The 24,589-nt window shown below is 42.8% G+C and carries 14 protein-coding genes and 1 pseudogene; 12 read left to right on the top strand and 3 right to left on the bottom strand.

Going from position 1 to position 24,589, the window contains the following annotated elements; genetic code table 11:
- Window positions 1–21 precede the first annotated feature (21 nt).
- Window positions 22–696 carry a TonB-dependent receptor plug domain-containing protein gene (locus tag DWX84_RS11360; RefSeq protein WP_048927898.1) on the bottom strand — a complete coding sequence of 225 codons (675 nt, stop codon included), beginning with the start codon at window positions 694–696 and terminating at the stop codon, window positions 22–24.
- A gap of 177 nt (window positions 697–873) precedes the next feature.
- Here DWX84_RS11360 and DWX84_RS11355 point away from each other — a divergent pair, with 177 nt between their 5' ends.
- From DWX84_RS11355 to DWX84_RS11310, 10 genes are all read left to right on the top strand, one after another.
- On the top strand, window positions 874–1,659 hold the full coding sequence (locus DWX84_RS11355) for an inositol monophosphatase family protein (RefSeq protein WP_048927990.1): 786 nt from the start codon (window positions 874–876) through the stop codon (window positions 1,657–1,659).
- 226 nt (window positions 1,660–1,885) lie between these two features.
- A complete protein-coding gene (locus tag DWX84_RS11350) occupies window positions 1,886–3,616 on the top strand; it encodes a tetratricopeptide repeat protein (RefSeq protein WP_048927991.1) in 1,731 nt (576 codons plus the stop codon).
- Between the two features lie 88 nt (window positions 3,617–3,704).
- Window positions 3,705–4,070 carry a DUF3244 domain-containing protein gene (locus tag DWX84_RS11345; protein WP_048927899.1) on the top strand — a complete coding sequence of 122 codons (366 nt, stop codon included), beginning with the start codon at window positions 3,705–3,707 and terminating at the stop codon, window positions 4,068–4,070.
- A 618-nt stretch (window positions 4,071–4,688) separates the two neighbouring features.
- Window positions 4,689–6,587: a 1-deoxy-D-xylulose-5-phosphate synthase gene (dxs, locus tag DWX84_RS11340; protein ID WP_008773943.1), complete on the top strand. Its 1,899-nt coding sequence runs from the start codon at window positions 4,689–4,691 to the stop codon at window positions 6,585–6,587.
- A gap of 20 nt (window positions 6,588–6,607) precedes the next feature.
- Window positions 6,608–7,945 (top strand): Trk system potassium transporter TrkA, encoded by a 1,338-nt coding sequence (gene trkA / locus DWX84_RS11335; RefSeq protein WP_005861043.1) that lies wholly within the window; start codon window positions 6,608–6,610, stop codon window positions 7,943–7,945.
- Between the two features lie 9 nt (window positions 7,946–7,954).
- A complete protein-coding gene (locus DWX84_RS11330) occupies window positions 7,955–9,409 on the top strand; it encodes a TrkH family potassium uptake protein (protein ID WP_005861045.1) in 1,455 nt (484 codons plus the stop codon).
- Between the two features lie 11 nt (window positions 9,410–9,420).
- Window positions 9,421–10,308, top strand: a complete 888-nt coding sequence (locus DWX84_RS11325) for an SMP-30/gluconolactonase/LRE family protein (RefSeq protein ID WP_048927900.1) — start codon at window positions 9,421–9,423, stop codon at window positions 10,306–10,308.
- Window positions 10,309–10,372: 64 nt separating this feature from the next.
- A complete protein-coding gene (ruvA, locus tag DWX84_RS11320) occupies window positions 10,373–10,963 on the top strand; it encodes a Holliday junction branch migration protein RuvA (RefSeq protein ID WP_005866654.1) in 591 nt (196 codons plus the stop codon).
- Between the two features lie 50 nt (window positions 10,964–11,013).
- Window positions 11,014–18,432 carry a cell surface protein SprA gene (gene sprA, locus DWX84_RS11315; RefSeq protein ID WP_122377515.1) on the top strand — a complete coding sequence of 2,473 codons (7,419 nt, stop codon included), beginning with the start codon at window positions 11,014–11,016 and terminating at the stop codon, window positions 18,430–18,432.
- A gap of 100 nt (window positions 18,433–18,532) precedes the next feature.
- Window positions 18,533–21,247 (top strand): TonB-dependent receptor, encoded by a 2,715-nt coding sequence (locus DWX84_RS11310; protein ID WP_122377514.1) that lies wholly within the window; start codon window positions 18,533–18,535, stop codon window positions 21,245–21,247.
- A 91-nt stretch (window positions 21,248–21,338) separates the two neighbouring features.
- Here DWX84_RS11310 and DWX84_RS11305 read toward each other — a convergent pair whose 3' ends face one another.
- A complete protein-coding gene (locus tag DWX84_RS11305; RefSeq protein ID WP_048927903.1) occupies window positions 21,339–22,037 on the bottom strand; it encodes a M48 family metallopeptidase in 699 nt (232 codons plus the stop codon).
- A gap of 106 nt (window positions 22,038–22,143) precedes the next feature.
- On the opposite strand from DWX84_RS11305, the gene gpmI reads away from it, so the two are divergent.
- Both gpmI and DWX84_RS11295 read left to right on the top strand, forming a co-directional pair.
- A complete protein-coding gene (gpmI, locus tag DWX84_RS11300; RefSeq protein WP_005861057.1) occupies window positions 22,144–23,667 on the top strand; it encodes a 2,3-bisphosphoglycerate-independent phosphoglycerate mutase in 1,524 nt (507 codons plus the stop codon).
- 16 nt (window positions 23,668–23,683) lie between these two features.
- Window positions 23,684–24,265, top strand: coding sequence for a DUF3109 family protein (locus tag DWX84_RS11295; RefSeq protein WP_048927904.1), 582 nt, complete (start codon window positions 23,684–23,686; stop codon window positions 24,263–24,265).
- A gap of 93 nt (window positions 24,266–24,358) precedes the next feature.
- Here the strand turns inward: DWX84_RS11295 and DWX84_RS11290 are convergent.
- Window positions 24,359–24,589 (bottom strand): annotated as a pseudogene (locus DWX84_RS11290) (hypothetical protein); the annotation flags it as partial.

The raw sequence follows: 24,589 nt of genomic DNA, 5'->3' as shown, positions 1-24,589 counted from the left end.
GTTTCTCTTTTTCTTATTTGTTTATTTGCCTGTTTTTATGACGATCGCTCCGTTTGCGCCTCTTACCCCGTATTCACCGGCGTCTTTCAATACTTTTAATTCCGAGACATCTTCGACGGGAATCGTGTTTAGAACAGATAGGTCCATCGGTATACCGTCTACCACTACTAGCGGGTCACTAGGACTGTTTAGGGAAACGCTCGCACGGATGCGTACGGAACCATCGGCGAATGTTATGCCACTCATCCTTCGTAGCAGGCAATAGAGATCCCGGCATCCGGTTTTCTGTATCTCTTCTTTATTCATAACGCTTGAGCTTACTATTTTGTTTCGTTCCCTTTCCATAATTTCTTTTAGGGCCTCATCCGGTTCAAAACTACGCTTTGCGTTGAATGTGCTATTCTCTAAAGTAATGGTTATATAATTGTATCCGTTGACTGGGACTTTGACTATATTTCTTGTTTTCTTAATAGTGACGAACAAGGTATCATTCAGGTTAGCCCCCGGGATGGTGAATACGCCATGTTTGTTCGTTTTCACGGTGATCGGATTCTGACTGCCTAGCGTGACCGGATAGCGTTTGATTATTTTATCGCTGATGTCACGCAATACACCGACTAAAGTATCATTCTGTGCCAAAAGTATTTGACTGCTGAATGATAAGATGATGATTGAAAGATAATGTATTGTTTTCATAGCTCAATCTTTTTAGCTGAACATAACACAAAGATAATATAATATTTCTTAAAGGCAGAGTTTTAGGGTAAATTCGTAATAGGTATTATTTTTACGTTTCTATGTGGTCTCATTTGTCGCTAAAATGAGATTACTATAAATGGAAATCATTACATTTGCCAAAATAAAATGAACGGTATGGAATTAGATTTAGCCTATTTGTGTAAGGAGGTTCGAGAAATAGCTCGTGCTTCTGCGACATTCTTAAAAGAAGAACGCCGAAAGTTTGACTGGAACTTAGTGGAGGAAAAAAGTGCTCATAACTATGTATCTTATGTGGATAAAGAATCGGAACGACAGATCATAGAGGCTTTGTCTACTTTGCTACCCGAGGCTGGTTTTATCTCGGAGGAAGGCTCTGGAAGTTTGACCGATGAGGAATATTGTTGGGTAATTGATCCATTGGACGGTACTTCAAACTATATTCATGATATCGCACCTTATTGCGTGAGTATCGCTTTAAGAAATCGGAAGGAGTTATTGTTAGGAGTAGTCTATGAGGTGTGTAGGGACGAGTGTTTTTATGCAGTGAAAGGTGGTAAGGCTTACTTGGATGGGAATGAGATACATGTATCGGATGTCTCAGTACTGGATAACGCTTTCATTGCGTTGGGTTTCCCTTATAACTCTGATGCTTATCGTCCGGTAGCCGCTCATTTGGTTGATAGGTTGTATGGTTTTGCGGGAGGTACCCGTTTGATGGGATCTGCCGCCGCTGAACTGTGTTATGTGGCAGCAGGACGTTTTGATGCCCGTATAGAGGCCTTTTTAGGCCCTTGGGACGTAGCTGCTGGTGCCTTGATTTTATTGCAGGCCGGAGGAAAAATATCGGATTTCAATGGAGGAGAGAACTGGGCTTCGGGTGAACAGGTAGTTGCCAGCAATGGCAAGGTTCACTCTCTTGTGTTGTCTTTGTTGCCCTAATACTAGAGTAATCCTGCGTATTCTAGTGCTTCTGTGTGTATTTAAAAGGTAAAAGAGTTTAAACTTACTTCTTATTTGCGGGGTGTTTGATCCGTTTTGATTTTCAAAACAGATGGAGGAATGCAAATACCCGTAAATCCTCGTGTGTGTCTAATTCAGTAAAAATCAAGACTTTTAGGATTAGAGATTTTACTTACATTTGTGGAAAATAAAAATGTTACAGAGTATGAAAAACAATCTATACGTCTTTTTTCTGTTCTTTATTACTGGACTAATGTCATGTAGCCATCACTCAGGTCTATATGAACATGCGGAAAAGATAATGTCCCAACATCCCGATAGCGTTTTAACATTGCTATCAACAATACAAGATGTAAATGATCTTTCAGAAAAGGATCGTGCTATGTACTACCTACTTTTGACAGAAGCTCAAAATAAAACTTATGTCAAACCTACTTCAGATTCGTTAATTACAATAGCAGTTGAATTTTTTGATAAAACGGAAGATTGGGGAAGAAAAGCAAAAGCTTGGTATTATAGAGGGAGAATAAACCAAGACCTAGGTGATGCTCTTCATGCGCAGGATTATTATTTGAAAGCGTTGCAGGATGAAAATCAGATTAATGATTATATACTTATTGGACGAATTTATAGTAGCATAGGAATGTTATATACATATCAAAATGTGTATGAAAAGGCTCTTCCTTACCAAAGGAAGGCTTTAGATCGCTTTGCTTTAATGCAAGATTCAGTTGGAATATCATATGTTTTGAGAGATATAGGGCGAACTTTTACTGCTTTAGAAAAGAAAGATAGTGCAATAGCATATTATGAGCAAGCTCTTCTTGTTTGTAGTAGTCGTAATAAACCTCTGGTTTATGGTGAATTAGCCAGTTTGTATATAGATAAGGGAGAGTATCTAAAAAGTTACAAATATATACAGAAGGTTTTGAGCTCTCCTTCCAAAAAAGTGTTGTTGGATCCCACATATCTTACTTTAGGAAAACTTTTCCATAAAACAAATCAGATAGATTCTGCCTATTTTTATTTACGACTTTGTACTAATAGCCCTATTATTAAAACACGTGCGGGTGCTTTTTATTATTTGGCTCAATTAGAATTAGAAAAGAAACATTGGAAGAATTACGCTATCAATCAGATACAATATGAAGAACTGAGAGATTCTATTAATCTGATTAAGCAGACTGAGTCAATTCGTAAAATGGAGAGTCTATATGATTATCATCAAGCTGAATCAAAATTTTTGAAAGCGAAGATTTTGCTTGATAAAATGGAGATAAGATATTTATACGTGTGTTTGTTTGGTGGAGTTTGTCTGATTTGTGTTGTAATAGGGGTAATATGTGTATATTTCTCTATGAAAAGAAAAAGGATGAAGCTGTGTGAGCAACGAGAAAAGCTATTTGTGCTAAAGAAGAAGCGAGAGGAAGATCAAATACGTCTTGAACATAATGAAAAGATGATCCAGTGTTTAGAAAAGCAACTGGAAGAGTCTTCCATGGCCTATACTGAAAAAGAGAAAGAACTTATGGCTTTGCAAAAATTAAAATTGGAAGCCGAAAATCAAACTTTAAAATGCGTTAAAACGGAAAAGCAACTTCTAATTGAGAAATTTTGTATGTCAGATATTTATTATAGATTTCACCTTAAAGAAGAATGGAGGCCTAAAGAAGAGGACTGGAAGCAGTTGTTTAAGGGTATAGATGATGCATATGACAATTTTACCCATCGCTTAATGAGTGTCGCTCCTAAATTAACGATGACGGAATTGCGGGTAAGCTGTTTAATTAAAGCAAATGTTCCTCCTGTTACCATTGCTATGTTGATTGTAACAACACCAACTAATGTTTCAATGATAAGGAAACGATTATATGATAAAATTCACTCAGAGAAAGGCTCTTCTGAAAAATTTGATAAGTTTATACGTGACTTTTAATAGGATTGTGCATAATTTGTGCAGTTAGTAATATCCAGTTTTTTTACTAATCATGCTATGTTTGTTGCACAATTAATACACATTTATTATGAGAAATGCATGTAAATTTGCTGTTTTAGCAGTTATGTTGTTTTTAGTTCAGTTTTCTTTTGCGGATACTATTCCTACAGAAGGACAATGGAATGAGGAGGATTATTATCGTTCTGTTCACACAAACCGTCCTCCAGTAGCATCAATCGAAGGAGACATCCTTTCCTTGAGCTTTGAAGACGCTTTATCAAACTTGACCGTATGTGTCATGAATGATGAAGGAGTGAAAGTCTATGAAGATGTTGTTTCTTCAGAGGCAGGTGGAACTTATTCTTTCTCTTTAGCGGGAGAAGCAAATGGCCAGTATCAGGTTGTGTTGTTACATCGGTTGGGACACTTGACCGGTAGCTTTACCTTGGAATAAAAAATTAAGAGGTTTTGTAAGAAGAAAGAGCTGTTAAGCTTCTCGGTAAAATGGGAAGTACAGCTCTTTTTTATTTGGACAACTGTACCAAATACGAATCTTTACTTGAAAACGTATCTATGTATATGTTTTACCGCTAAACGTATCATTAATCAGCCGGGAGTCATTCTGTTTATTGTATATTTCTTGAAAATAGGCTCCATTGTAGCCTGCTTTACTATCCATAGAAATAGCGATTAGTATTAATAGAAATTCAAAATACTATGGATACTAATCGGAGCTTGGATAGATACGATTTTATTGTATGTTGATTATTAGGTGTATAGGTAATAGTTTGGAAATATTAGACTTATTGTGCTTTTTAAGAGATCAAATTTGGTGTGGTTGGGCTATTTTTATTTCCAAATGGTGTTATTTCATGACTATATTATAACTTGAAAAATTCATAGTTATGAAATTCACAACTCATAACTATGTTTTGAAAAAAACATAACTATGAAATTTTATAGGATTTAGCTGTTAAAATCAATATGGATTTCCCCCTTGTCTAAGAAATGACAGAACAATACTATTATATATGCCGTTTATTCTGTATTTTTGCCAGAAAAATTAGCAGACATGGCTGAAAGCAAAGTTGAACACCTATTGGATAGCATTCATTTTCCGGAAGACCTGAGACATTTGTCACAGGATAAGTTGGAGCAGGTATGTGCCGATTTGCGTCAATATATTATCGATGTTTTGTCTGAGAATCCCGGTCACCTAGGTGCAAGCCTTGGTACGGTAGAGCTGACAGTCGCCCTTCATTATGTATTCAATACCCCCTATGACCGTATTGTCTGGGATGTCGGGCATCAAGCTTACGGACATAAAATACTTACAGGAAGGAAAGATATTTTCCATACGCTCCGTAAGTTTAAAGGAATTAGCGGATTCCCTAATCCTGCGGAAAGTGAGTATGACGCTTTTATCGCCGGACACGCCTCAAATTCAATCTCTGCGGCGATGGGTATGTCGGTAGCCTCGGCCTTGAAGAAGGAACTGGATCGCCATGTGATCGCCGTGATCGGGGATGGCGCTATGACCGGAGGACTCGCCTTCGAGGGGTTGAATAATGCGTCTGCCAACCCTAATAATTTGTTGATTATCCTGAATGATAACGATATGGCGATAGATCATAGCGTAGGTGGTCTTAGCCAGTATTTAGTGGATATAACGACGAGTCAAGCCTATAATAAAATGAGATACGATGTGTATCGAGGCTTAAAGAAGATCAAGCTCATCAATAACGATCGCCGGGAAAACATCTTACGTTTTAACAATAGCCTTAAAGCATTGCTTACCCAGCAACATAATTTATTTGAAGGCTTCAGCATCCGTTACTTCGGTCCGGTGGATGGGCATGATGTAAATTATCTGGTGAAGGTATTGAATGATATAAAAGATATGCAAGGCCCTAAGCTGTTGCATATCAAAACGAAAAAAGGAAAAGGCTTTAAACCTGCGGAAGAGTCCGCTACGGAATGGCATGCTCCCGGAAAGTTCAATAAGGAAACTGGCCAGCGTATTATCGTTCGTAAATTAGATGAACCTCAATTATATCAAGACGTATTCGGTCATACATTGGTAGAGCTTGCGGAGAAAGATGAGCGTATTGTAGGCGTAACTCCGGCTATGCCTTCCGGTTGCTCGATGACTTATATGATGAAAGCCTTCCCGGATCGTGCGTTTGATGTGGGAATTGCGGAAGGACATTCCGTAACTTTCTCTGCCGGATTAGCTAAGGAGGGAATGATACCTTTCTGCAACGTGTATTCTTCGTTTATGCAGCGTGCGTATGATATGGTTATCCATGATGTAGCTTTGCAAAAACTACATATGGTGATCTGTCTGGATCGTGCGGGATTAGTGGGAGAGGATGGAGCTACACATCATGGCGTGTTTGATTTAGCATATCTTCGTCCGATACCGAATTTGGTAATCGCTTCCCCATTGAATGAGTTGGATTTACGGAATTTGATGTATACAGGCTATGCCGCTTTTAATGGCCCGTTCGTAATCCGTTACCCTAGAGGTAAGGGGGAGATGAAAGATTGGCGTAACGAGATGCAAGTATTGCCTATAGGAAAAGGGAAAAAGTTGCGTGACGGGGATGATATCGCCGTACTTTCTATCGGACCGATTGGAAACGAGGTGATCAAAGCCATCGAGATGGTGAAAGAAGAGGGGGTATCGATAGCCCATTACGATATGATCTACTTGAAACCGTTGGATGAGGAGCTGTTGCATGAGATCGGGCGGAAATATAACCGTATTATTACGGTAGAGAATGGAGTGATAAAAGGTGGTTTTGGTAGCGCTGTCCTTGAGTTTATGGCAGACAATGGTTATACGCCTCATGTAAAGCGTATCGGAGTGCCGGATGCGTTTATCGAGCATGGTTCTATACCGGAACTGTATCAATTATGTGGTATGGATGCCGAGAGCATTGCGAAACAGTTGAAAAAGGAGAATTGATTATTGTCAATTAATAAAATATGAAAATTGTCATAGCCGGTGCGGGAGAAGTAGGTACACATTTAGCGAAAATGTTATCTCAAGAGAATCAGGACATCATTTTGATGGATCCGAATGAGGAACGGCTGAATTTCTCAAAATCTAGCATGGAGATTCTCCCTATGGTCGGGAATCCGACCTCGCTTAGAGATTTGGAGGAAGCGGGGATCAAGAAAGCGGACTTGTTCGTAAGTGTTACTCCCGAGGAGACTACCAATGTGACGGCTTGTATGTTGGCTCATAATCTAGGAGCGCATCGTACGTTGGCCCGAATCAATAATTACGAATATTTATTACCCAAAAATAAAGAGCTGTTCGAGAAATTAGGAATCAACTCGATGATTTATCCTGAGATGTTGGCGGCTAAGGAGATCGTGACAGCTGTACGCCGTCCGTGGACACGCCAATATTGGGAGCTGTTTGGTGGAGCCTTAATTCTGATAGGTGTTAAAGTTCGGGATAATTCCCGTTTGGTGAACCGGGTATTGGCCGAATTGCTAAATGAGCAGAAGCTATATCATATCGTCGCTATTAAGCGAAAGAACGAGACGATAATCCCCCGTGGTACGGACCGGATAGAGTCTGGTGACATCGTGTTCTTTACGACGACCCGATCTCATATAGAGGATGTGCGCTTACTGGCCGGGAAGAAAGATCCGGAAGTAAAGAAGGTTATTATTATGGGAGGAAGCCGTATCGCTATCCGTGCTTGCCAATATTTACCTAATAACATCCGGGTAAAAGTAATTGAGGCTAATAAAGAGAAAAGTCATCGAATCGCTGAGGTAGTGCCTAGTAATGTCTTGATTATAAACGGAGACGGCCGTGATACTGATTTGTTGATGCAAGAAGGCATCAAGGATGCGCAGACTTTTATAGCTTTGACGGAAAATTCCAGCACGAATATATTGGCATGTCTGGCCGCTAAGCGTTTAGGTGTGTTTAAGACAATCGCTAAGATTGAGAATATCGATTATATCCAATTGGCGGAAAGTATGGACATCGGTTCGGTTATCAACAAAAAGCTGATAGCGGCCAGCCATATCTATCAATTTCTTTTGGATGCGGATGTCTCTAACGTGAAATGTTTGACCTTTGCGAATGCGGATGTGGCGGAGTTAGTGGCTCGCCCGGATTCAAAGATTACCAAGAAACAAGTCAAGGATCTCCGTCTGCCGAAAGATATGACTCTCGGTGGGTTGATTCGTGACGGTGAACCTATGATGATCAAGGGTGATACTCAGATACAGGCATACGATCATGTTGTCGTATTCTGCTTGGATACGGCTATGCGTAAGCTGGAGGACTACTTTAACTAGTTGATAGTTATGTTGAACGTACGTTTTATAGTGAAGATGCTAGGGGTGATGTTCATCCTTGAGACTTTTTTTATGCTGGCCGCTACCGTCGTAGCCTTCCTTTATCGGGGGAGTGATGTATATCCGCTTCTTATTTCAAGCGGAATCTTATTCGGGACCGGTTTTTTGTTCTACTCTATGGGCTTTAAGGCGAATGAACACTCGGCCGGTCGGCGGGAAGGAATGTTGATCGTGACATTGACTTGGATTTTATTCTCTTTATTTGGAATGTTACCATTCTATATTGGAGGATATATAGATAATGTGACCGATGCCTTTTTCGAGACCATGTCTGGATTTACGACTACCGGCTCTACTATTTTAACGAATATAGAGGCGTTGCCTAAAGGTATCTTATTCTGGCGGAGTCTTACACAGTGGCAGGGAGGTATCGGTATGGTCGTATTCACCGTGGCTTTGATGCCTATTTTCGGAGGTGGTGCCTCGCAGATGTTTGATGCCGAAACGCCCGGTATAACCCATGAACGTTTTCGTCCTCGTATTACGCAAGTCGCTAAACGCCTGTGGGGGGTGTATGTTTTTCTGACACTTTTTTTAGTCGGCCTTTTATGGGCTGGTCCGATGAATTTGTATGATGCGGTAAATCATGCGTTCACGGCTATATCTACTGGTGGATATTCAACCAAAAACGCAAGTATCGCTTATTGGAATTCCTCTTATATAGAGTATGTAATAACTATTTTCATGTTTATCGGAGCTACCAATATGACATTGGTTTATTTCTGTTTTAATGGAAATGTGAAGAAATTGATTAAAGATGAGGAGTTCCGCTGGTTTTTCTTTTTTGTTTTAAGCGCTATTATCGTTGTCATGGTGTGGATCTTGTACCTTGGATTCGCCTCGGATGTAGAGAATGCGTTCCGTAAGGCGGCTTTCCAAGTGGTGACCTTGGTTTCTACCTGTGGATTCGCTACGGATGACTATATTCCTTGGGGACCGTTTTTCTGGTTTATCGCATTGATCTTGATGTTTATTTGTGGATGCGCCGGATCTACTTGCGGTGGCTTGAAGATGGGACGCTTCGTTATTTTAACGAAGAATCTCTCCAATGAATTTAAGAAACAGACACATCCCCATGCGGTGATTCCAGTACGAATGAACGGACATGTCGTATCTGGTGATATCGTACACCGTGTGTTAGCTTTTGTGTTCGCTTATATTACGTTAATCGTGGTGAGCTGTTTGGCTTTATCTTTGGATGGGATGGGATTTTCGGAGGCGATTGGTGCCGCTGTTTCTGCTATAAGTAACGTAGGGCCCGGCTTGGGAACGCTTGGTCCGGTAAGTAATTTTGCGGATGTCCCCACGGTGTCGAAATGGTTTCTGTCTTTTTTGATGTTAACAGGACGTCTGGAGATATTTACGGTATTAACGATATTAGTCCCCGGTTTTTGGAAACAGTAAAATTATTGAAAATGAAAAGTATACAGGTCATTGCTAGTCTGCTGTGTGGTATTCTGTATTGTGGGATTTCTTTAAATGCCCAGAATGTATTGAAAGCAACGGGTTGGATGCCAGAGCACACATTTACTTCCGGAATAGAAGGTCCGGCTGTAGATAGCGAAGGAAATTTATATGCCGTAAATTATAAGAAAGAAGGGACGATCGGTATTGTACGCCCAGATGGTAGCCATGGCTGTTTTCTCACTTTGCCGGAAGGATCTACCGGGAATAGTATCCGCTTCGGGAAAGACGGAAATATGTACGTGGCGGATTATACAGGGCATAATATCTTAAAAGTGGATATGAAATCTAAGAAGATCAGCGTATTCGCTCATGAGCCAAAGATGAATCAACCAAACGATATCGTATTCGCGTCAAATGGAAATATCTATGCGAGTGACCCGGATTGGCCGAATCAAAAAGGCCAACTTTGGTTGATTACCCCGGATGCGAAAGTCTCCTTATTGGAGACGAATATGGGAACGACTAATGGCATCGCTGTGAGTGAGGATGGTAAACGCTTGTACGTTAATGAATCTGCCCAATTAAAAGTCTGGGTATATGATATATGCCCGGATGGTACTTTAAGGAATAAACGTCTATTTCATACTTTTGAGGGGTACGGTATGGATGGTATGAAGTGTGACGAGAAAGGAAATCTTTATATTTGCCGTTATGATAAGGGCACTATAGCTTTGTTAAATCCGCAAGGAGATTTAGTTGAAGAGATTCAATTGACAGGAAAACAGCCGTCTAACTTAACATTTGGAAGACCTGATCATCGTCAATGTTATGTGACATTGCAGGATCGGGGTTGTTTTGAAACCTTTAAGGCTCCTTATCCGGGAAAAGAATGGTAACCCGATATACGTTTTTGATTAATTTTGCGTTATAATAGGTACGGAATATTAAAAAGATATATAGATGATAGAATATATAAAGGGTGAAATCGTGGAACTTACACCTACACGTATGATTTTGGAGTGTGGTGGTATAGGCTACGAGCTGAATATATCCTTGAATACATATAGTGCGTTTGGGAACAAGACTACCGGAAAAATATATATATATGAGGTAATCCGGGAAGATGCTCATTTACTATTTGGCTTTGCCGAGAAAATCGAAAGGGAGTTGTTCCTTTTGCTTACTTCCGTTTCTGGAGTGGGACCGAATACCGCACGCATGATCCTTTCTTCTCTACCGCCATCCGAATTGGTTCAAGTGATCGGTTCGAAGAATGAGGCCGCATTGACTGCCGTGAAAGGGATTGGTTTGAAGACGGCCCAGCGTATCTTGGTAGATTTGAAAAATAAGGTGAAACCTATGGAGAGTATGGCCGGAAACTTGCCGGAGGCATCAGTCTCTAATGGAGCGGTAACCGAGGAGGCCGTAGCCGCATTGGTTATGTTGGGTTTCCAGAAAGCGGCTTCGCAAAAAGCGGTATCCGCTATTTTGAAAGGCTCGCCCACTTTAGCTGTGGAACAAGTAATTAAAACTGCGCTTAGAATGCTTTGATAATTGACAATTGAGGATTAACGATTAACAATTGACAATTAAATGAGAAAATGAGAAAACGAATACTGAAATATTCCATATGGATCGTTGTATTATTGTTTGGTGTCGGCTTGTATTCGCTGAATGCTGATTACCTTGCGTATACATCATCTTTGCCGGAATTGGAGTTGCTGGAAGCTCCGGAGGATACGATTCCTCCCCGTTATCCGGTAGCTAAAACTACACCGGAGGAATATCAAGATATCGTGAAACAATCACCTGCCGATTTGCGTGATCCGGAGAATGTCAAGACTACGATTGAGTATGATTTAAAGACGAATACGTATATTGTCCGTACGAAATTAGGCGATATGGAGATTGGTACGCCGATGAGTTTAACCCCAGCGGAATACCAAGATTATTCTATGCAACAATCACTTCGTTCCTATTTCCGCCAAAAGAACGAGGAAGAATTCCAAAAAGCTACGAATAAACAGTTTAACTTAACCGATATGCAGTTTAATATCGGTGCGGCGGAACGTATTTTCGGCCCCGGTGGAGTACGTGTAAGAACACAAGGTTCGGCCGAGATCACGATGGGATTGAAGACGAATAAGAATAATGATCCTTCTCTTCCGGAGCGTTCCCGTAAACGTACTTTCTTCAATTTTGACGAGAGTGTGCAGTTGAATGTACAAGCCTCGGTGGGTAGCAAGGTGAATTTCGGAATGAATTACAATACCGAGACCTCTTTTGATTTCGATTCCAAAAAATTGAAGTTGGCGTATACAGGCGAGGAGGATGAGATTATCAAGTCGTTAGAAGCCGGTAACGTGAGCATGAATACCAGCAATTCCTTGATTAATGGAGGTGCGGCTTTATTTGGTATGAAAGCGGATTTACAATTTGGTAAGTTGCGAGTGAACGCCTTGTTTGCCCAGCAGGAATCTGAATCCAAGACGGTTAGCTCAAAAGGGGGCGTGCAGACGAAGCCCTTTGAGATCAAGGTGGATGAATACGACGAGAACCGTCACTTCTTCTTGGGCCATTATTTCTATGATAACTACGATAAGTTTATGGAGTCTTTGCCTACCGTCACCTCCGGTATCGAGATCTCTAAGATAGAAGTGTGGGTAACCAATAAACGCGGTAATTATGACCAGTCCCGTAATATCGTAGCTTTCACCGATTTGGGAGAAAATGAATCTCGTAATATCGGTAATACTGCGTTGGTGATGCCTTCCGGAACGGACAGACGTCCGAATAATTCCGCAAACAATTTATATACGACTTTAACCACTCAATTTACGGATGCCCGTAAGATTAATATGGTGAATGATGCTTTGAAAGGTGCCATGGAGGGAGGACGGGATTTTGAAAAAATCGAGAGTGCCCGTTTGCTAGAGTCATCTGAGTATACATTAAACAAGAAATTGGGTTATATTTCTTTGAGGACTCAGTTACAGGCTGATGAGGTATTGGGTGTCGCTTTTAGTTTTATCTATAATGGCAAGACCTATCAAGTCGGTGAGTTCTCTACGGATAATAAAGAGAATACGAGCGACTGTATTTATGTGAAGTTGCTAAAGGGTATCACGATGTCGCCGGATATGATGTTCTGGGACTTGATGATGAAGAACGTATACTCATTGGGTGCTTATTCGGTGCAGAAAGAGAAGTTTAAGTTGAACGTTACCTACCAGAGCGATTCTACCGGTACGTATGTAAACTATCTTCCGGAAGGTAATTGTGCGAATCAAATCTTGATTCGGGTATTAGGGCTGGATCGCTTGGATACCTATGACAATCCGAATCCGGATGGTTTCTTCGATTTTATTGACGGTTATACGATACAGGCGGAGACCGGTAAGATTATATTCCCTTGTGTACAACCTTTCGGCTCGAAATTACGGGAAAAGGTAGGTAATGCCTATGCCAGTAAATATGTATTCCAAGAGTTGTATGACTCGACATTAACCGTTGCCCGCCAGATCGCCGAGAAAAATAAATTTCTTTTAAGTGGTGAGTATAAAGCCTCGTCGGGTTCGGAGATCGACTTGGGAGCTACTAACGTGGCCCGTGGATCCGTACGTGTCACGGCAGGAGGAGCTACACTGACCGAGAATGTGGATTATACGGTAGATTACAGTTTAGGACGTGTGACGATCTTGAATGAGAGCATCATATCGAGTGGGACACCCGTTAGCGTATCTCTGGAGAACCAGTCTACTTTTAATATGCAGCGAAAGACGATGATCGGGTTAGACTTGAATTACCAGTTCAATAAGGACTTCATGGTCGGTGCCACGGTTATGCATATGTCGGAAATGCCTCTTACGGTAAAAACCACTTTGGGAGATGAGTCTATAAAGAATACTTTATGGGGCTTGAATACCTCTTATAAAGCCGAGAGCCAGTGGTTGACAAATGTATTTGATAAGTTACCCTTGTTGACATTGACCAAACCTAGCCAAATCTCATTCAATGCGGAATTCGCTCATTTAATAGCGGGACATTATGAGAATCAATATACGGGTGGTTACTCTTATTTGGATGACTTCGAGTCTACACAAAGTGGTATGGATCTTTTGAACCCGTATGCTTGGAACTTGGCGAGTACCCCCTATGAAGATTCGAATCCTAAATTTCCGGAAGCGGAGAAGGTGAACGATATCGCTTATGGTAAAAACAGAGCTTTGTTGGCTTGGTATACGGTAGACGGAATCTTCACACGGAAGAGTTCCTCTTCCCGCCCTCGACATCTTACGAATGATGATTTATCGAATCATTACACCCGTGGAGTCAGTTATAAAGAGATCTTCCCGAATAAAGAGTTGGGAACCAATGATAATACGACTTTGCCTGTATTAAACCTCGCTTTTTACCCGAATGAGCGTGGTCCGTATAACCTGGATGCGGAAAATGTAAACTCGGACGGTACGTTGGGTAATCCGGAAAAACGTTGGGGTGGTGTAATGCGCAAGATCGAGCCTAGCGATTTGGAATCTGCCAATTATGAATATATCGAATTCTGGCTTTTAGACCCGTATCTTGAGGACGAGACAGCCGAGGGTGGTGACCTATACTTTAACTTGGGTGAGATTTCCGAGGATATCTTGAAAGATGAGCGGAAATTCTTTGAGAATGGTATGCCCGTGGACGGTGATATGTCGAAAGTTGATACGACTGTTTGGGGTAAGGTGCCTCGCACGCAAAGTACGGGATATGCGTTTGATGCCCAAAATCGTGAGCTGCAAGATGTCGGTTTGAACGGTCTTTCTACGGAGGAAGAGCAAATTTTCCCTACGTATGCGGATTATTTGAATAAATTGAGGGCGAAACTATCCGGCGAGACAATCTCTAAGATGATGGATGATCCGTTTTCTCCTTTTAACGATCCTGCCGGGGATAATTATCACTATTTCCGTGGGGATGATTACGATGCTAAGGAGTTGGATATCCTATCTCGCTATAAACGATATAACGGTACAGAGGGAAACTCACAAGAATCCGATCAAAGATATGCTACAGCCGGAAAGAGTACACCAGATGTGGAAGATATCAATGGCGATAATACGTTGAATGAGACAGAGAAATATTTTGAGTACAAGATCTCTCTCCGTCCAAAAGATTTGCAGGTCGGTGTAAACAACATCGTTGATGAGCGTACTCCGGAAGTAACCTTAATGAATGGTGATAAGGAGAAAGTAAAATGGTATCTATTTAAGATTCCTATTAAAGATTATGAGAAGAGGGTTGGAGCGATCCGGGATTTCAAGACAGTCCGTTTCATGCGTATGTATATGACAGGATTCCGTAAGTCTACGGTTCTGCGTTTCGGTACCTTGGAATTGGTTCGTGGTGATTGGCGTACTTATACGCAGGATTTGTCAAATCCTCTTATTCCGCCAAAGTCTGATGGACAGATCGTCGTATCTTCTGTAAATATAGAGGAGAACGGGCAGCGTCAGCCGGTCAACTATGTGTTGCCTCCGGGTATCAGCCGTATGTTCGATTCCAGTCAGCCTCAGTTGCTTCAACAGAACGAGCAGGCATTGTCTATGAAGATAACGGATTTATCTCCTGCGGATGCACGTGCGGTTTATAAATCTACCGCTTATGACCTTCGCCGGTATAAACGATTACAAATGTTCGCTCATGCGGAAGCGCCGATTGATGAGAGCAAGACTTTGTCGAATGGTGATTTCTCTGTATTTATTCGTTTAGGTTCTGACTATAAAAATAATTATTATGAGTATGAGGTGCCTTTGGATCTGACTCCCCATAGTACTATTCTTTATAATACGAATAATAGTGCGGATCAAGAAAAAGTATGGCCTTTAAATAATACCTTGAATTTTAAACTGGAGACTCTAACCGACTTGAAGTTGGAGCGAAATAAATTGAAACGTCAAGGACAGGGAAATATAAGCTACCAAAAGGTTTATTCGAAAAATGATCCGGATAATACGCGTAATAAAATCAGTATCATCGGTAACCCTAGCTTAGCGGAGGTGAAAGTGATCATGATCGGCGTACGTAATAATACGGGTGATATCAAGAGCGGTGAGGTTTGGGTAAACGAACTTCGTATGACCGATTTCGACGAGAAAGGCGGTTGGGCCGCTAATGCGAATCTGAACGTCGCTTTATCCGATTTGGGTACGGTCAATGTAAGTGGACGAATGGAAACCGCTGGTTTCGGTGCGTTGGATCAGTCGCTGGCCGAACGTCGGATGGATGATTATTCGCAATATAGTGTGGCGACCTCGATTGAGTTGGGTAAGTTGTTCCCTGAGAAAGCAAAGGTTAGCATACCTTTTTACTATGCTTATTCGAAAGAGACTACAACTCCTGAGTATGATCCGTTGAATGAGGATATTAAGCTTTCGGACGCTTTGGATGCGGTAGAGACCCAAGCCGAGAAAGACTCCATCAAGAGTTATTCTTTGAATCAGACCACTATTAAGAGCGTCTCTTTCAATAACGTAAAGGTAGATATCCGTAGCAAGAACCCGATGCCGTATGATCCGGCGAACTTCTCGTTAGGTTACTCTTATAGCCAGAACAGTAAGAAGAACCCGGAGACCGAATATGAGACAACCAAGGATTACCGGGGTAATTTCGCTTATAATTATACGCCTTACGTGAAACCGTTCCGACCCTTCGAGAAGCTGAAGAAGAATAATGGATATACGAAATATATCAAGCAATTCGGACTGAATTACGTTCCGTCGAATATTAGTTTCCAGACGGCGATGATGCGGAATTACTATGAGATTAAGCTAAGGGATTTGACAAGTTCTACGGATGGAGGTAACCAGTTGCTCTCATTCAGTCACAATTTCTTGTGGGACCGTGCCTTCAGTTTGCGTTGGGACTTTACGAATAATCTGAGCATGACGTTTACTTCCGGTACGAATGCCCGTATCGAGGAACCGAATGTTCAAGTGAATAAGAAATTGAATCCGGATGATTATCAGGTATGGAAGGATTCCGTGAAGCAAAGTATCCGTGATTTGGGTACTCCTTTGAAATATGACCAAACGTTTAATGTCACTTGGAATATGCCATTGCAATTCATACCGGCATTAGACTGGGTAAATAGTTCATTGACTTATAATGCCACGTACAACTGGGATCGTGGAGCCAATGTCGCTAGTATTGAGTTGGAACAGGGTAATATAATAAAGAACCAACGTCAATTTGACTGGCAGGGTAGTTTCAATTTGCAGTCATTGTACAATAAGAATAAATATCTGAAGAAGATCAACCAGAAATTTATGGCCTCTTCCCGGGTAAGCGCTCGTCAACCGGAGAAAAAGAAGAAAGAGGTGAAACTAGAGAAAGAGATTCAATTGAGCCCGGATAGTGGAACGATCGTGCAGCATGGAATGTTTACGAAGAAGGTTCGTATCACGGCACGTGGAGCGGATGGGAAGGTCTATTCAATTAAATATAAGCCGATCAATTATGCCCAAGTCATGATCTTGAATAAAGATACGGCTCATTTGAAGCTGACAATTGTGCCTGGTCCTCAGCCTTTGGAGGGAACTTTAACAAAAGTAGCTGAATATAGTAGCCGTTTCTTGATGATGGTACGTCGGGTAAACATACAATATTCGTTGGTAGACGGTATGATGTTGAGTGGTTACGCTCCGGAGGTTGGTGATATGTTCGGGCAACGGCGTACAGGAACTTTGGCTCCGGGACTCGGTTTTGCCTTTGGAGCGGTAAGAAGGAGCTTTATCGACGAGGCGGACGAGCGGGGCTGGCTGGTAAAGAATGAGAATATGACGACTCCCGCCATGATCAATAGCGCGAAGAATCTTACGATTCGTGCGAATCTAGAACCTATAGCCGGCTTGAAGATTGATTTGAACGCAAACCGGGTAGATACCCGTAGTACCGATATCTATTATATGCAAGACGGTATGCCCGAGCAGATGGGAGGTAGCTTTACGATGACGACGATTGCCTTGGGTAGCGCTTTCGGCGGTAGCGGAAACGCTAATAACGGTTATTCCTCGAAAGCGTTCGATAAATTTATCGCTCACCGTAGCGTGATCGCCCAGCGCTTGGCGGATACATATTCCGGTACGGTTTATCCGAGTTCCGGTTTTATGGCGGGGCATGCTTTAGCCGGAAAACCTTATGATCCAGCCGTAGGGGGAGGTGTAAGTCTGAATTCCATGGAGGTATTGGTGCCTGCTTTCTTGGCGGCTTATACAGGCAAGGACCCAAATAAGGTAGGTCTGTCAGCTTTCCCGTCCATTAAGAGTCTGCTACCGAACTGGCGTGTTACGTATGATGGCTTGATCCGTATACCGGTTATCCGCAAATACTTTAAGAGCATGATGTTGAGTCATCAATATCGTTGTTCCTATAGCGTAGGTGCGTTTTCCTCCTTCTTGGATTGGGTAGATGCCGGGCAGGATGGTTTGGGATATATCCGTGATATCCAAACCGGTAATCCTACGCCATCGTCTCCTTATGATATAGCGGCTGTGAGTATCACGGAAGGATTCAGCCCGTTGTTTGGTGTAGACGCTACTTTATTGAATAATATAACCGGTAAGTTTGAGTTGCGCAAGACTCGTAACTTAAGCCTGAATATTTCCTCTTACCAATTGGTGGAAGCGCTTTCCAACGAATTCGTGATAGGAGTAGGATATAAGTTGACTGAGTTTAACAAGGTGTTGAAAATGAAAAAGACACGGGACTTCAGTAATGATCTTACGATCCGCTTAGATTTCTCTTACCGTAAAATGCAATCGTTGATCCGTAAGATAGAGGATCAGTTTACGCAGGCTACCAGCGGGAATATCGCCAAGACCATCCAGTTCTCTGCGGATTACGGGTTAAGTCGTGCCTTGACATTGAGAGCGTTCTATGATTTACAGATCAATGAGCCGATCGTGTCCACATCTTCTTACCCGACATCGAACTCGAACTATGGTATTAGTTTACGGTTCTCCTTAGCGCAATAAAAAGAGTATAGTCTATTTACAGGACTTCTTGGTCTGTTTTTAAATACCTGTCTAGCGGTATGGAATAAACCTTTATATTTGTGCGAAATATAATTTGGATATGAAGAATACTTACAAATTGATATTATTTCTTCTCTTGATAACCCAAGCCTCTTTCGGCCAAGACGTGAAAGGGTATATTAAGGATGCGGAGAGCAAGGAAGCTTTAGCCGGGGTAAACGTTTTTTATAAGGACAAAGGGGGTACGAGAGGAACTGTGTCTGATATAAACGGTTATTATGAGCTGAAAGTGACGGATGGCGACGCTGTATTGACTTTTAGCTATCTGGGATATGAAACGTTGAGCGTTCCCGTGAAAGTAGATCCGGGAGAGTTCTTGACACGTGACGTATCCTTACGAACAAGCTCAAACATGATGGACGAGGTCGTCGTGAGCGTCGGGCGTTATGAGCAAAAGCTAAGCGATATTACCGTCTCTATGGAATTATTGAAAGCGAAAGATATCACTCGTCAGTCTCCGAAAGATTTAACGGATGTACTGAAGAATATCTCCGGAGTGGACGTAACGGACCGGCAACCTTCCGTACGCGGTGGTACGGGATGGACCTATGGCGTGGGTAGCCGTTGCTTGATTCTGGTGGACGGAATGTCGGTGCTAACTCCGGGTTCCGGCGAGATAAACTGGAATATGATCCCGATGGAGAACGTCGATCAAGTAGAGGTACTGAAAGGGGCCTCTTCCGTATTATATGGCTCTTCTGCGTTGAATGGTCTGATCCATGTGAAAACGAAACGCCCCGGATTAGATCCGGTAACACAGGTGAACGTACAAGGAGGATTGTATGGGAAGCCACGCCAAGACGGGACGCCTTTATATGGAGGGTTGGATCTCTCTCATTCCCGTAGGATCAAGAATTTTGATTTGACAGTGGGGGCTAATACATTCTTGGACGACGGGTATCGGCAGGATAATTACAACCGCCGTGTCCGGGTCGGTGGGAATCTTACGTATCACGATCCCCGGGTACAAGGGTTGAACTATGGTGTGAACGTGAATTACTTGTATAACGATTATACAGGTTTCTTTATCTGGCGTTCTCCGGAGGAACCCTATATTCAATCTCCGCTGGCGAATATGGGACGCCGTGAGAATACATTTTATATAGATCCCTTCTTGAATTATACGAATTCGGAAAAAGGGACGACTCATCGTTTCAAGGGGCGTTTCTTCCATCGGGGAAGCCGTATCATCACGCATACCACGGATAAGTCTCTTTTTGACATAACGAATAATATGGGTTTTGATATCTCATCCGTTCCGGAGATTATCAATATGGCGCAAAACTGGCAAACTGAGTTATTGCCGACCTTCTTACCGTATTTGCCGGAGGTGATGAACGGGAAGGTGAGCGGATTGATGGCTGAATTGGGCAAGCTGGGAAATCATTTTTTCCCGACAGCTACCTCGGCGGATTATATGGACTTGATTTCTTGGGTGATGGGACGTACTCCGCTACCCGATAAGAATAACGTAGGGGCTTGGTTGGTAGATGCCATGAAGCCGGTGGAGAAAAAGGCGCCGGAGGCTACGGATCATACTTATTCCTATAATCTGGATTACCAATTCAGCAAGAAGTTCGATCATTCACAACTCACGGTTGGAGGTACTTATGAGCGGATTCATGCGGATTCGAAAGTGACCGGGCAGCATAGTAGCGATAATGTGGCTACCTTCCTGCAATATGATCATAAATTTATCGATCGTTTGAACGTCTCGGTCGGTGTTCGTCTGGAGTATTACCGGGTCGATGATTTCTACAGGGAAGCGGAGACGAAGATTTTCGGGGCGAAGGTTCCGGTAAAACCTGTTTTCCGTGGAGGCTTGAATTATGAGTTGGGTGAGTATAGTTTTATCCGGGCTTCTTTCGGACAGGGATACCGTTATCCATCCGTTACGGAGAAGTTTATCCTGAAGGATATCGGAGGTGTGGGAGCTTTCCCGAACGCTGAATTGAAAGCGGAGCAAGGTTATAATGCCGAACTTGGTTTCAAGCAAGGTTATAAGTTCGGCAATTTGAAGGGCTTTGTCGATGTGGCCGGCTTTTATACCCGTTACAAGGATATGATCGAGTTCCGTTTCGGCCTGTTTAATAATAAGACCTTCGATTATATCGATGGGCTTTCCAAGTTGTTTAATGCGTTCTCTAGCGGCGACGGCTTAGGAATCGGCGCTCAGTTCACGAACGTAGGCCGGGCGGAGATTTATGGGGTAGACTTGTCTACCTCGGGTGTGTATGAGTTTAACCGTGATACTCGTCTGGCATATACTTTGGGGTATGTTTATACGAATCCGATCGATATGGACGTGGATTCACGGAACGCGGAGGAGGAAGCGAATGATGACTTAATGGCGATGCGCTCGAAATCGAATGACAGCAAGTATTTAAAATATCGCCAGAAACATTCCGTAAAGGGGGTATTCGATCTGGAATGGAAACGATTTAATATCGGAACGAATATGTCATGGAAAAGCAAGACATTGGCGGTCGATTATTTTATGGTTGATGAGCGTACGAAAGCGGAGCCTAACCTGATGGATTATATGCGCTCGATGCTATTCGGAAACTTACATGATTATTGGGCAGAGAACAATAAAGGATATTTCGTCATGGATATGCGTGTCGGGATGAAAGTGACGAAGAATATCCATGTACAAGGACTGGTGAACAACCTCTTAAATAAGCGTTATAGCGCTCGCCCGATGGATGTTGGCGCACCTCGGACTTTCATCCTGCAAGTAGGAGCCAATTTCTGACAATTCACCCAGTTGTAGAGACGGAGCGTGCTCCGTCTCATCCCCTCAAAATGGTAACAAGGAATCCCCTCAGACGGGGCACGCCCCGTCTCTACAACATGTGATAATTTTTCAATTCCGTTCGTAAACGGATCGCTTGATTGTCCGTCACCTTGTCCATCAGCATCCAGAACTTTTCGCTATGGTTCATCTCTATCGTATGGCAAAGCTCATGCAATAATACATAATCCACCAAATGCCAAGGAAGAAGCATCAGGTATAGTGAGAGGTTGACGCTTTTCCGCGGCGTACAACTTCCCCAATGCGTCTTGCTGTTGTTGATCTTTACCCCGGTCAGCGTAAAGCCGTGTTGCTGGGCCAACCGAGCGATCCGTTGGGGAAGCAATCGTTTCGCCTCGTGGCGGAATGCCTTTTCTAACATGGATTTCAGCAAGGATTGTACCTCTTCTCTCTCAAAACAGGTTTCCAAGGGACAGGCGATATGCAAGATTCCCTCTTCTAAGCGCATGTAGAAATTTTCCCTTTCCGTCCGGAAGATATGTGTCTGGAAGGTTGTGGCTTGCAATTGTGTCTGCTCGTTGATCAAAGGGCGTGCCGGATGTTTCTGGAGTGCCTTGATTAATTTCGGTTTGTTCTCCATGATAAAAGCGATCATACGTTTCTCATCTCCCCCGGGCGGCATCGTGGCGGTTATCTTTCCTTTTGATATCTTTAGCGTGTATCGAGTGGCCCGGGGAGTGGTACGGAGCGTTATGACTCCCAAATCCTTGTCTTGTATATTCTTTTCCATTCCTGCCACAAAAGTAATACATTGAGAGAAACAATAATACGATGGAATTGATTATCTTCGCGATCGTAAAGGTTAAAAACATAATCAATATAATAAATTAGCAATCATGAGCAAAAAAGCACTTTTAATTATCTGTGATGGTTGGGGAATTGGTGACAAAGGTAAAGACGACGTGATCTTTAACACGCCGACTCCATATTGGGACGAGTTATTGAAAACTTATCCAGCCTCACAGTTACAGGCTTCTGGCGAGAACGTTGGTTTGCCTGACGGACAAATGGGTAACTCTGAGGTGGGCCACTTGAACATCGGTGCTGGCCGTATCGTTTACCAAGATTTGGTGAAGATCAACATCGCTTGCCGTGAGAATACGATCATGGAGAACCCGGAGATCAAACGTGCTTATAGCTACGCAAAAGAGAATAATAAGCAGATCCACTTCATGGGCTTGGTTTCCGATGGTGGTGTACATAGCTCTTTGGAGCATCTTTTGAAGTTGACGGATATCGCCAAGGAATACGGAATCAGCAAGGCTTATGTTCATTGTTTCATGGATGGTCGTGATACGGACCCGAAGAGTGGTAAAGGTTTTATCGAAACGTTGGAGAATCATCTGAAGACTACCGGCGGTAAGATCGCTTCTATCATCGGACGTTATTACGCTATGGACCGTGACAAACGTTGGGAACGCGTGAAAGAGGCTTACGACTTATTGGTCGAAGGTAAGGGTAAGCAAGCCGAGTGCATGGTAAAAGCGATGGAAGAGTCGTACGCCGAGGGTGTAACGGACGAGTTCATCAAGCCGATCGTCCACGTTGAGAACGGAAAGCCGGTTGCTGTTATCGAGGAAGGCGATGTCGTGATCTTCTTCAACTATCGTAACGACCGTGCGAAAGAGCTTACGGTTGTATTGACTCAGCAAGACATGCCGGAGGCTGGTATGCATACGATCCCGGGCTTGCAATATTTCTGTATGACTCCGTATGACGCTAGCTTCAAGGGTGTTCATATCTTGTTCGACAAAGAGAACGTAAATAATACGCTGGGTGAGTTCTTGGCAAACGTAGGTAAGACTCAGTTGCATATCGCCGAGACAGAGAAATACGCTCACGTGACTTTCTTCTTCAACGGCGGCCGCGAGACTCCGTTCGATAGCGAGGAGCGTATCTTGGTCCCTTCTCCGAAAGTGGCTACTTACGACTTAAAACCGGAAATGAGCGCTTTCGAGGTGAAAGATAAATTGGTGGACGCTATCAATACGAAGAAATTCGATTTCATCGTAGTGAACTACGCCAATGGTGATATGGTAGGCCATACGGGTATCTACAAAGCGATCGAGAAAGCGGTCGTAACGATCGACGCTTGCTTGCACGATACGGTTGAGGCCGCTAAAGCCAACGACTATGAGGTAATCATCATCGCCGACCATGGTAACGCAGATCACGCCTTGAACGAGGATGGCACTCCGAATACGGCTCACTCCTTGAACCCTGTTCCATTCGTTTATGTGACAGCCAACAAGGACGCTAAAGTAGAGGATGGTATCTTGGCCGATGTGGCTCCTTCAATCCTTCACATCTTGGGCTTGAAACAGCCGAAGGAGATGACTGGCAAGTCATTGATTAAATAAGAGCTAGGCGCATCTTATGATCCAGATAGATGACACTTTAGTAAGTCTTGACGTTATCGAGCGTTATTTTTTATGTGATCTTTCCAAATGTAAGGGGGAATGCTGCGTGGAAGGAGATTCCGGCGCTCCATTAGAGGATTCGGAGTTGGCGAAGCTCCAGAAAGTATTGCCCATTATCTGGAATGATTTATCCCCGAAAGCTCAAGAGGTCATTAATAAGCAAGGCGTAGCTTATATCGATGAGGAAGGCGATACGGTTACCTCTATCGTGAACGGCAAAGATTGTGTCTTTACCTGTTACGACACCGATGGTACTTGTAAATGCGCTATCGAGAAAGCATACCGGGAAGGTAAGACAGATTTCTATAAGCCTGTTTCTTGCCATCTTTACCCGATACGTGTCACTCAGTATCGGGATTTCAAGGCCGTGAACTATCATCGCTGGAGCGTTTGTAAGGCAGCGGAGATCTTAGGAAAGAAAGAGCAATTGCCGGTTTATAAGTTCCTCAAGGAGCCCTTGATCCGTAAGTTCGGCCAGGCTTGGTATAAGGCCTTGGAAGAGTGTGCGGAGGAATGGAAGAAGCAGCGTGAGGAGTAGCTTTTAGATCGTTTATAAATATATAAAATCCCTTCAGTCTCTCCCTTTGATAACTATACGTTAAAAACGGATGGAGGCTGAAGGGATTTTGTTTTATAGTCGCTCTATTTCCTCAAGGGAAAGGCCGGTGCATTTTTGGATGATAAGAGGGGTTATTCCCTCGGCTTTCATATTACGTGCCGTAGATTCTTTCCCTTTTTGCAGTCCTTTTTGCAGTCCTTCTTGTAATCCTTTTTCCATGCCTTCTTCCATCCCTTTTTTCATGCCTTTCTCAACGGCGAAATCCAAGGTGTTATAATAATCATTATACATCTTCCACTCCGC

Source organism: Parabacteroides sp. AF21-43 (assembly GCF_003635435.1).
In the GTDB taxonomy this organism is placed as follows: Bacteria; Bacteroidota; Bacteroidia; order Bacteroidales; family Tannerellaceae; genus Parabacteroides; species Parabacteroides distasonis.
This window is presented reverse-complemented; position numbering and strand designations above follow the sequence as displayed.

Excerpts from the sequence above, each read along its gene's own strand:
- DWX84_RS11355 (WP_048927990.1), top strand. The coding sequence starts at position 874 with ATGGAATTAGATTTAGCCTATTTGTGTAAGGAGGTTCGAGAAATAGCT.
- sprA (WP_122377515.1), top strand. The coding sequence starts at position 11,014 with ATGAGAAAACGAATACTGAAATATTCCATATGGATCGTTGTATTATTG.
- dxs (WP_008773943.1), top strand. The coding sequence starts at position 4,689 with ATGGCTGAAAGCAAAGTTGAACACCTATTGGATAGCATTCATTTTCCG.
- DWX84_RS11305 (WP_048927903.1), bottom strand. The coding sequence starts at position 22,037 with ATGGAAAAGAATATACAAGACAAGGATTTGGGAGTCATAACGCTCCGT.
- DWX84_RS11310 (WP_122377514.1), top strand. The coding sequence starts at position 18,533 with ATGAAGAATACTTACAAATTGATATTATTTCTTCTCTTGATAACCCAA.
- DWX84_RS11295 (WP_048927904.1), top strand. The coding sequence starts at position 23,684 with ATGATCCAGATAGATGACACTTTAGTAAGTCTTGACGTTATCGAGCGT.
- DWX84_RS11360 (WP_048927898.1), bottom strand. The coding sequence starts at position 696 with ATGAAAACAATACATTATCTTTCAATCATCATCTTATCATTCAGCAGT.
- gpmI (WP_005861057.1), top strand. The coding sequence starts at position 22,144 with ATGAGCAAAAAAGCACTTTTAATTATCTGTGATGGTTGGGGAATTGGT.
- ruvA (WP_005866654.1), top strand. The coding sequence starts at position 10,373 with ATGATAGAATATATAAAGGGTGAAATCGTGGAACTTACACCTACACGT.
- DWX84_RS11325 (WP_048927900.1), top strand. The coding sequence starts at position 9,421 with ATGAAAAGTATACAGGTCATTGCTAGTCTGCTGTGTGGTATTCTGTAT.
- DWX84_RS11350 (WP_048927991.1), top strand. The coding sequence starts at position 1,886 with ATGAAAAACAATCTATACGTCTTTTTTCTGTTCTTTATTACTGGACTA.
- DWX84_RS11345 (WP_048927899.1), top strand. The coding sequence starts at position 3,705 with ATGAGAAATGCATGTAAATTTGCTGTTTTAGCAGTTATGTTGTTTTTA.
- trkA (WP_005861043.1), top strand. The coding sequence starts at position 6,608 with ATGAAAATTGTCATAGCCGGTGCGGGAGAAGTAGGTACACATTTAGCG.
- DWX84_RS11330 (WP_005861045.1), top strand. The coding sequence starts at position 7,955 with ATGTTGAACGTACGTTTTATAGTGAAGATGCTAGGGGTGATGTTCATC.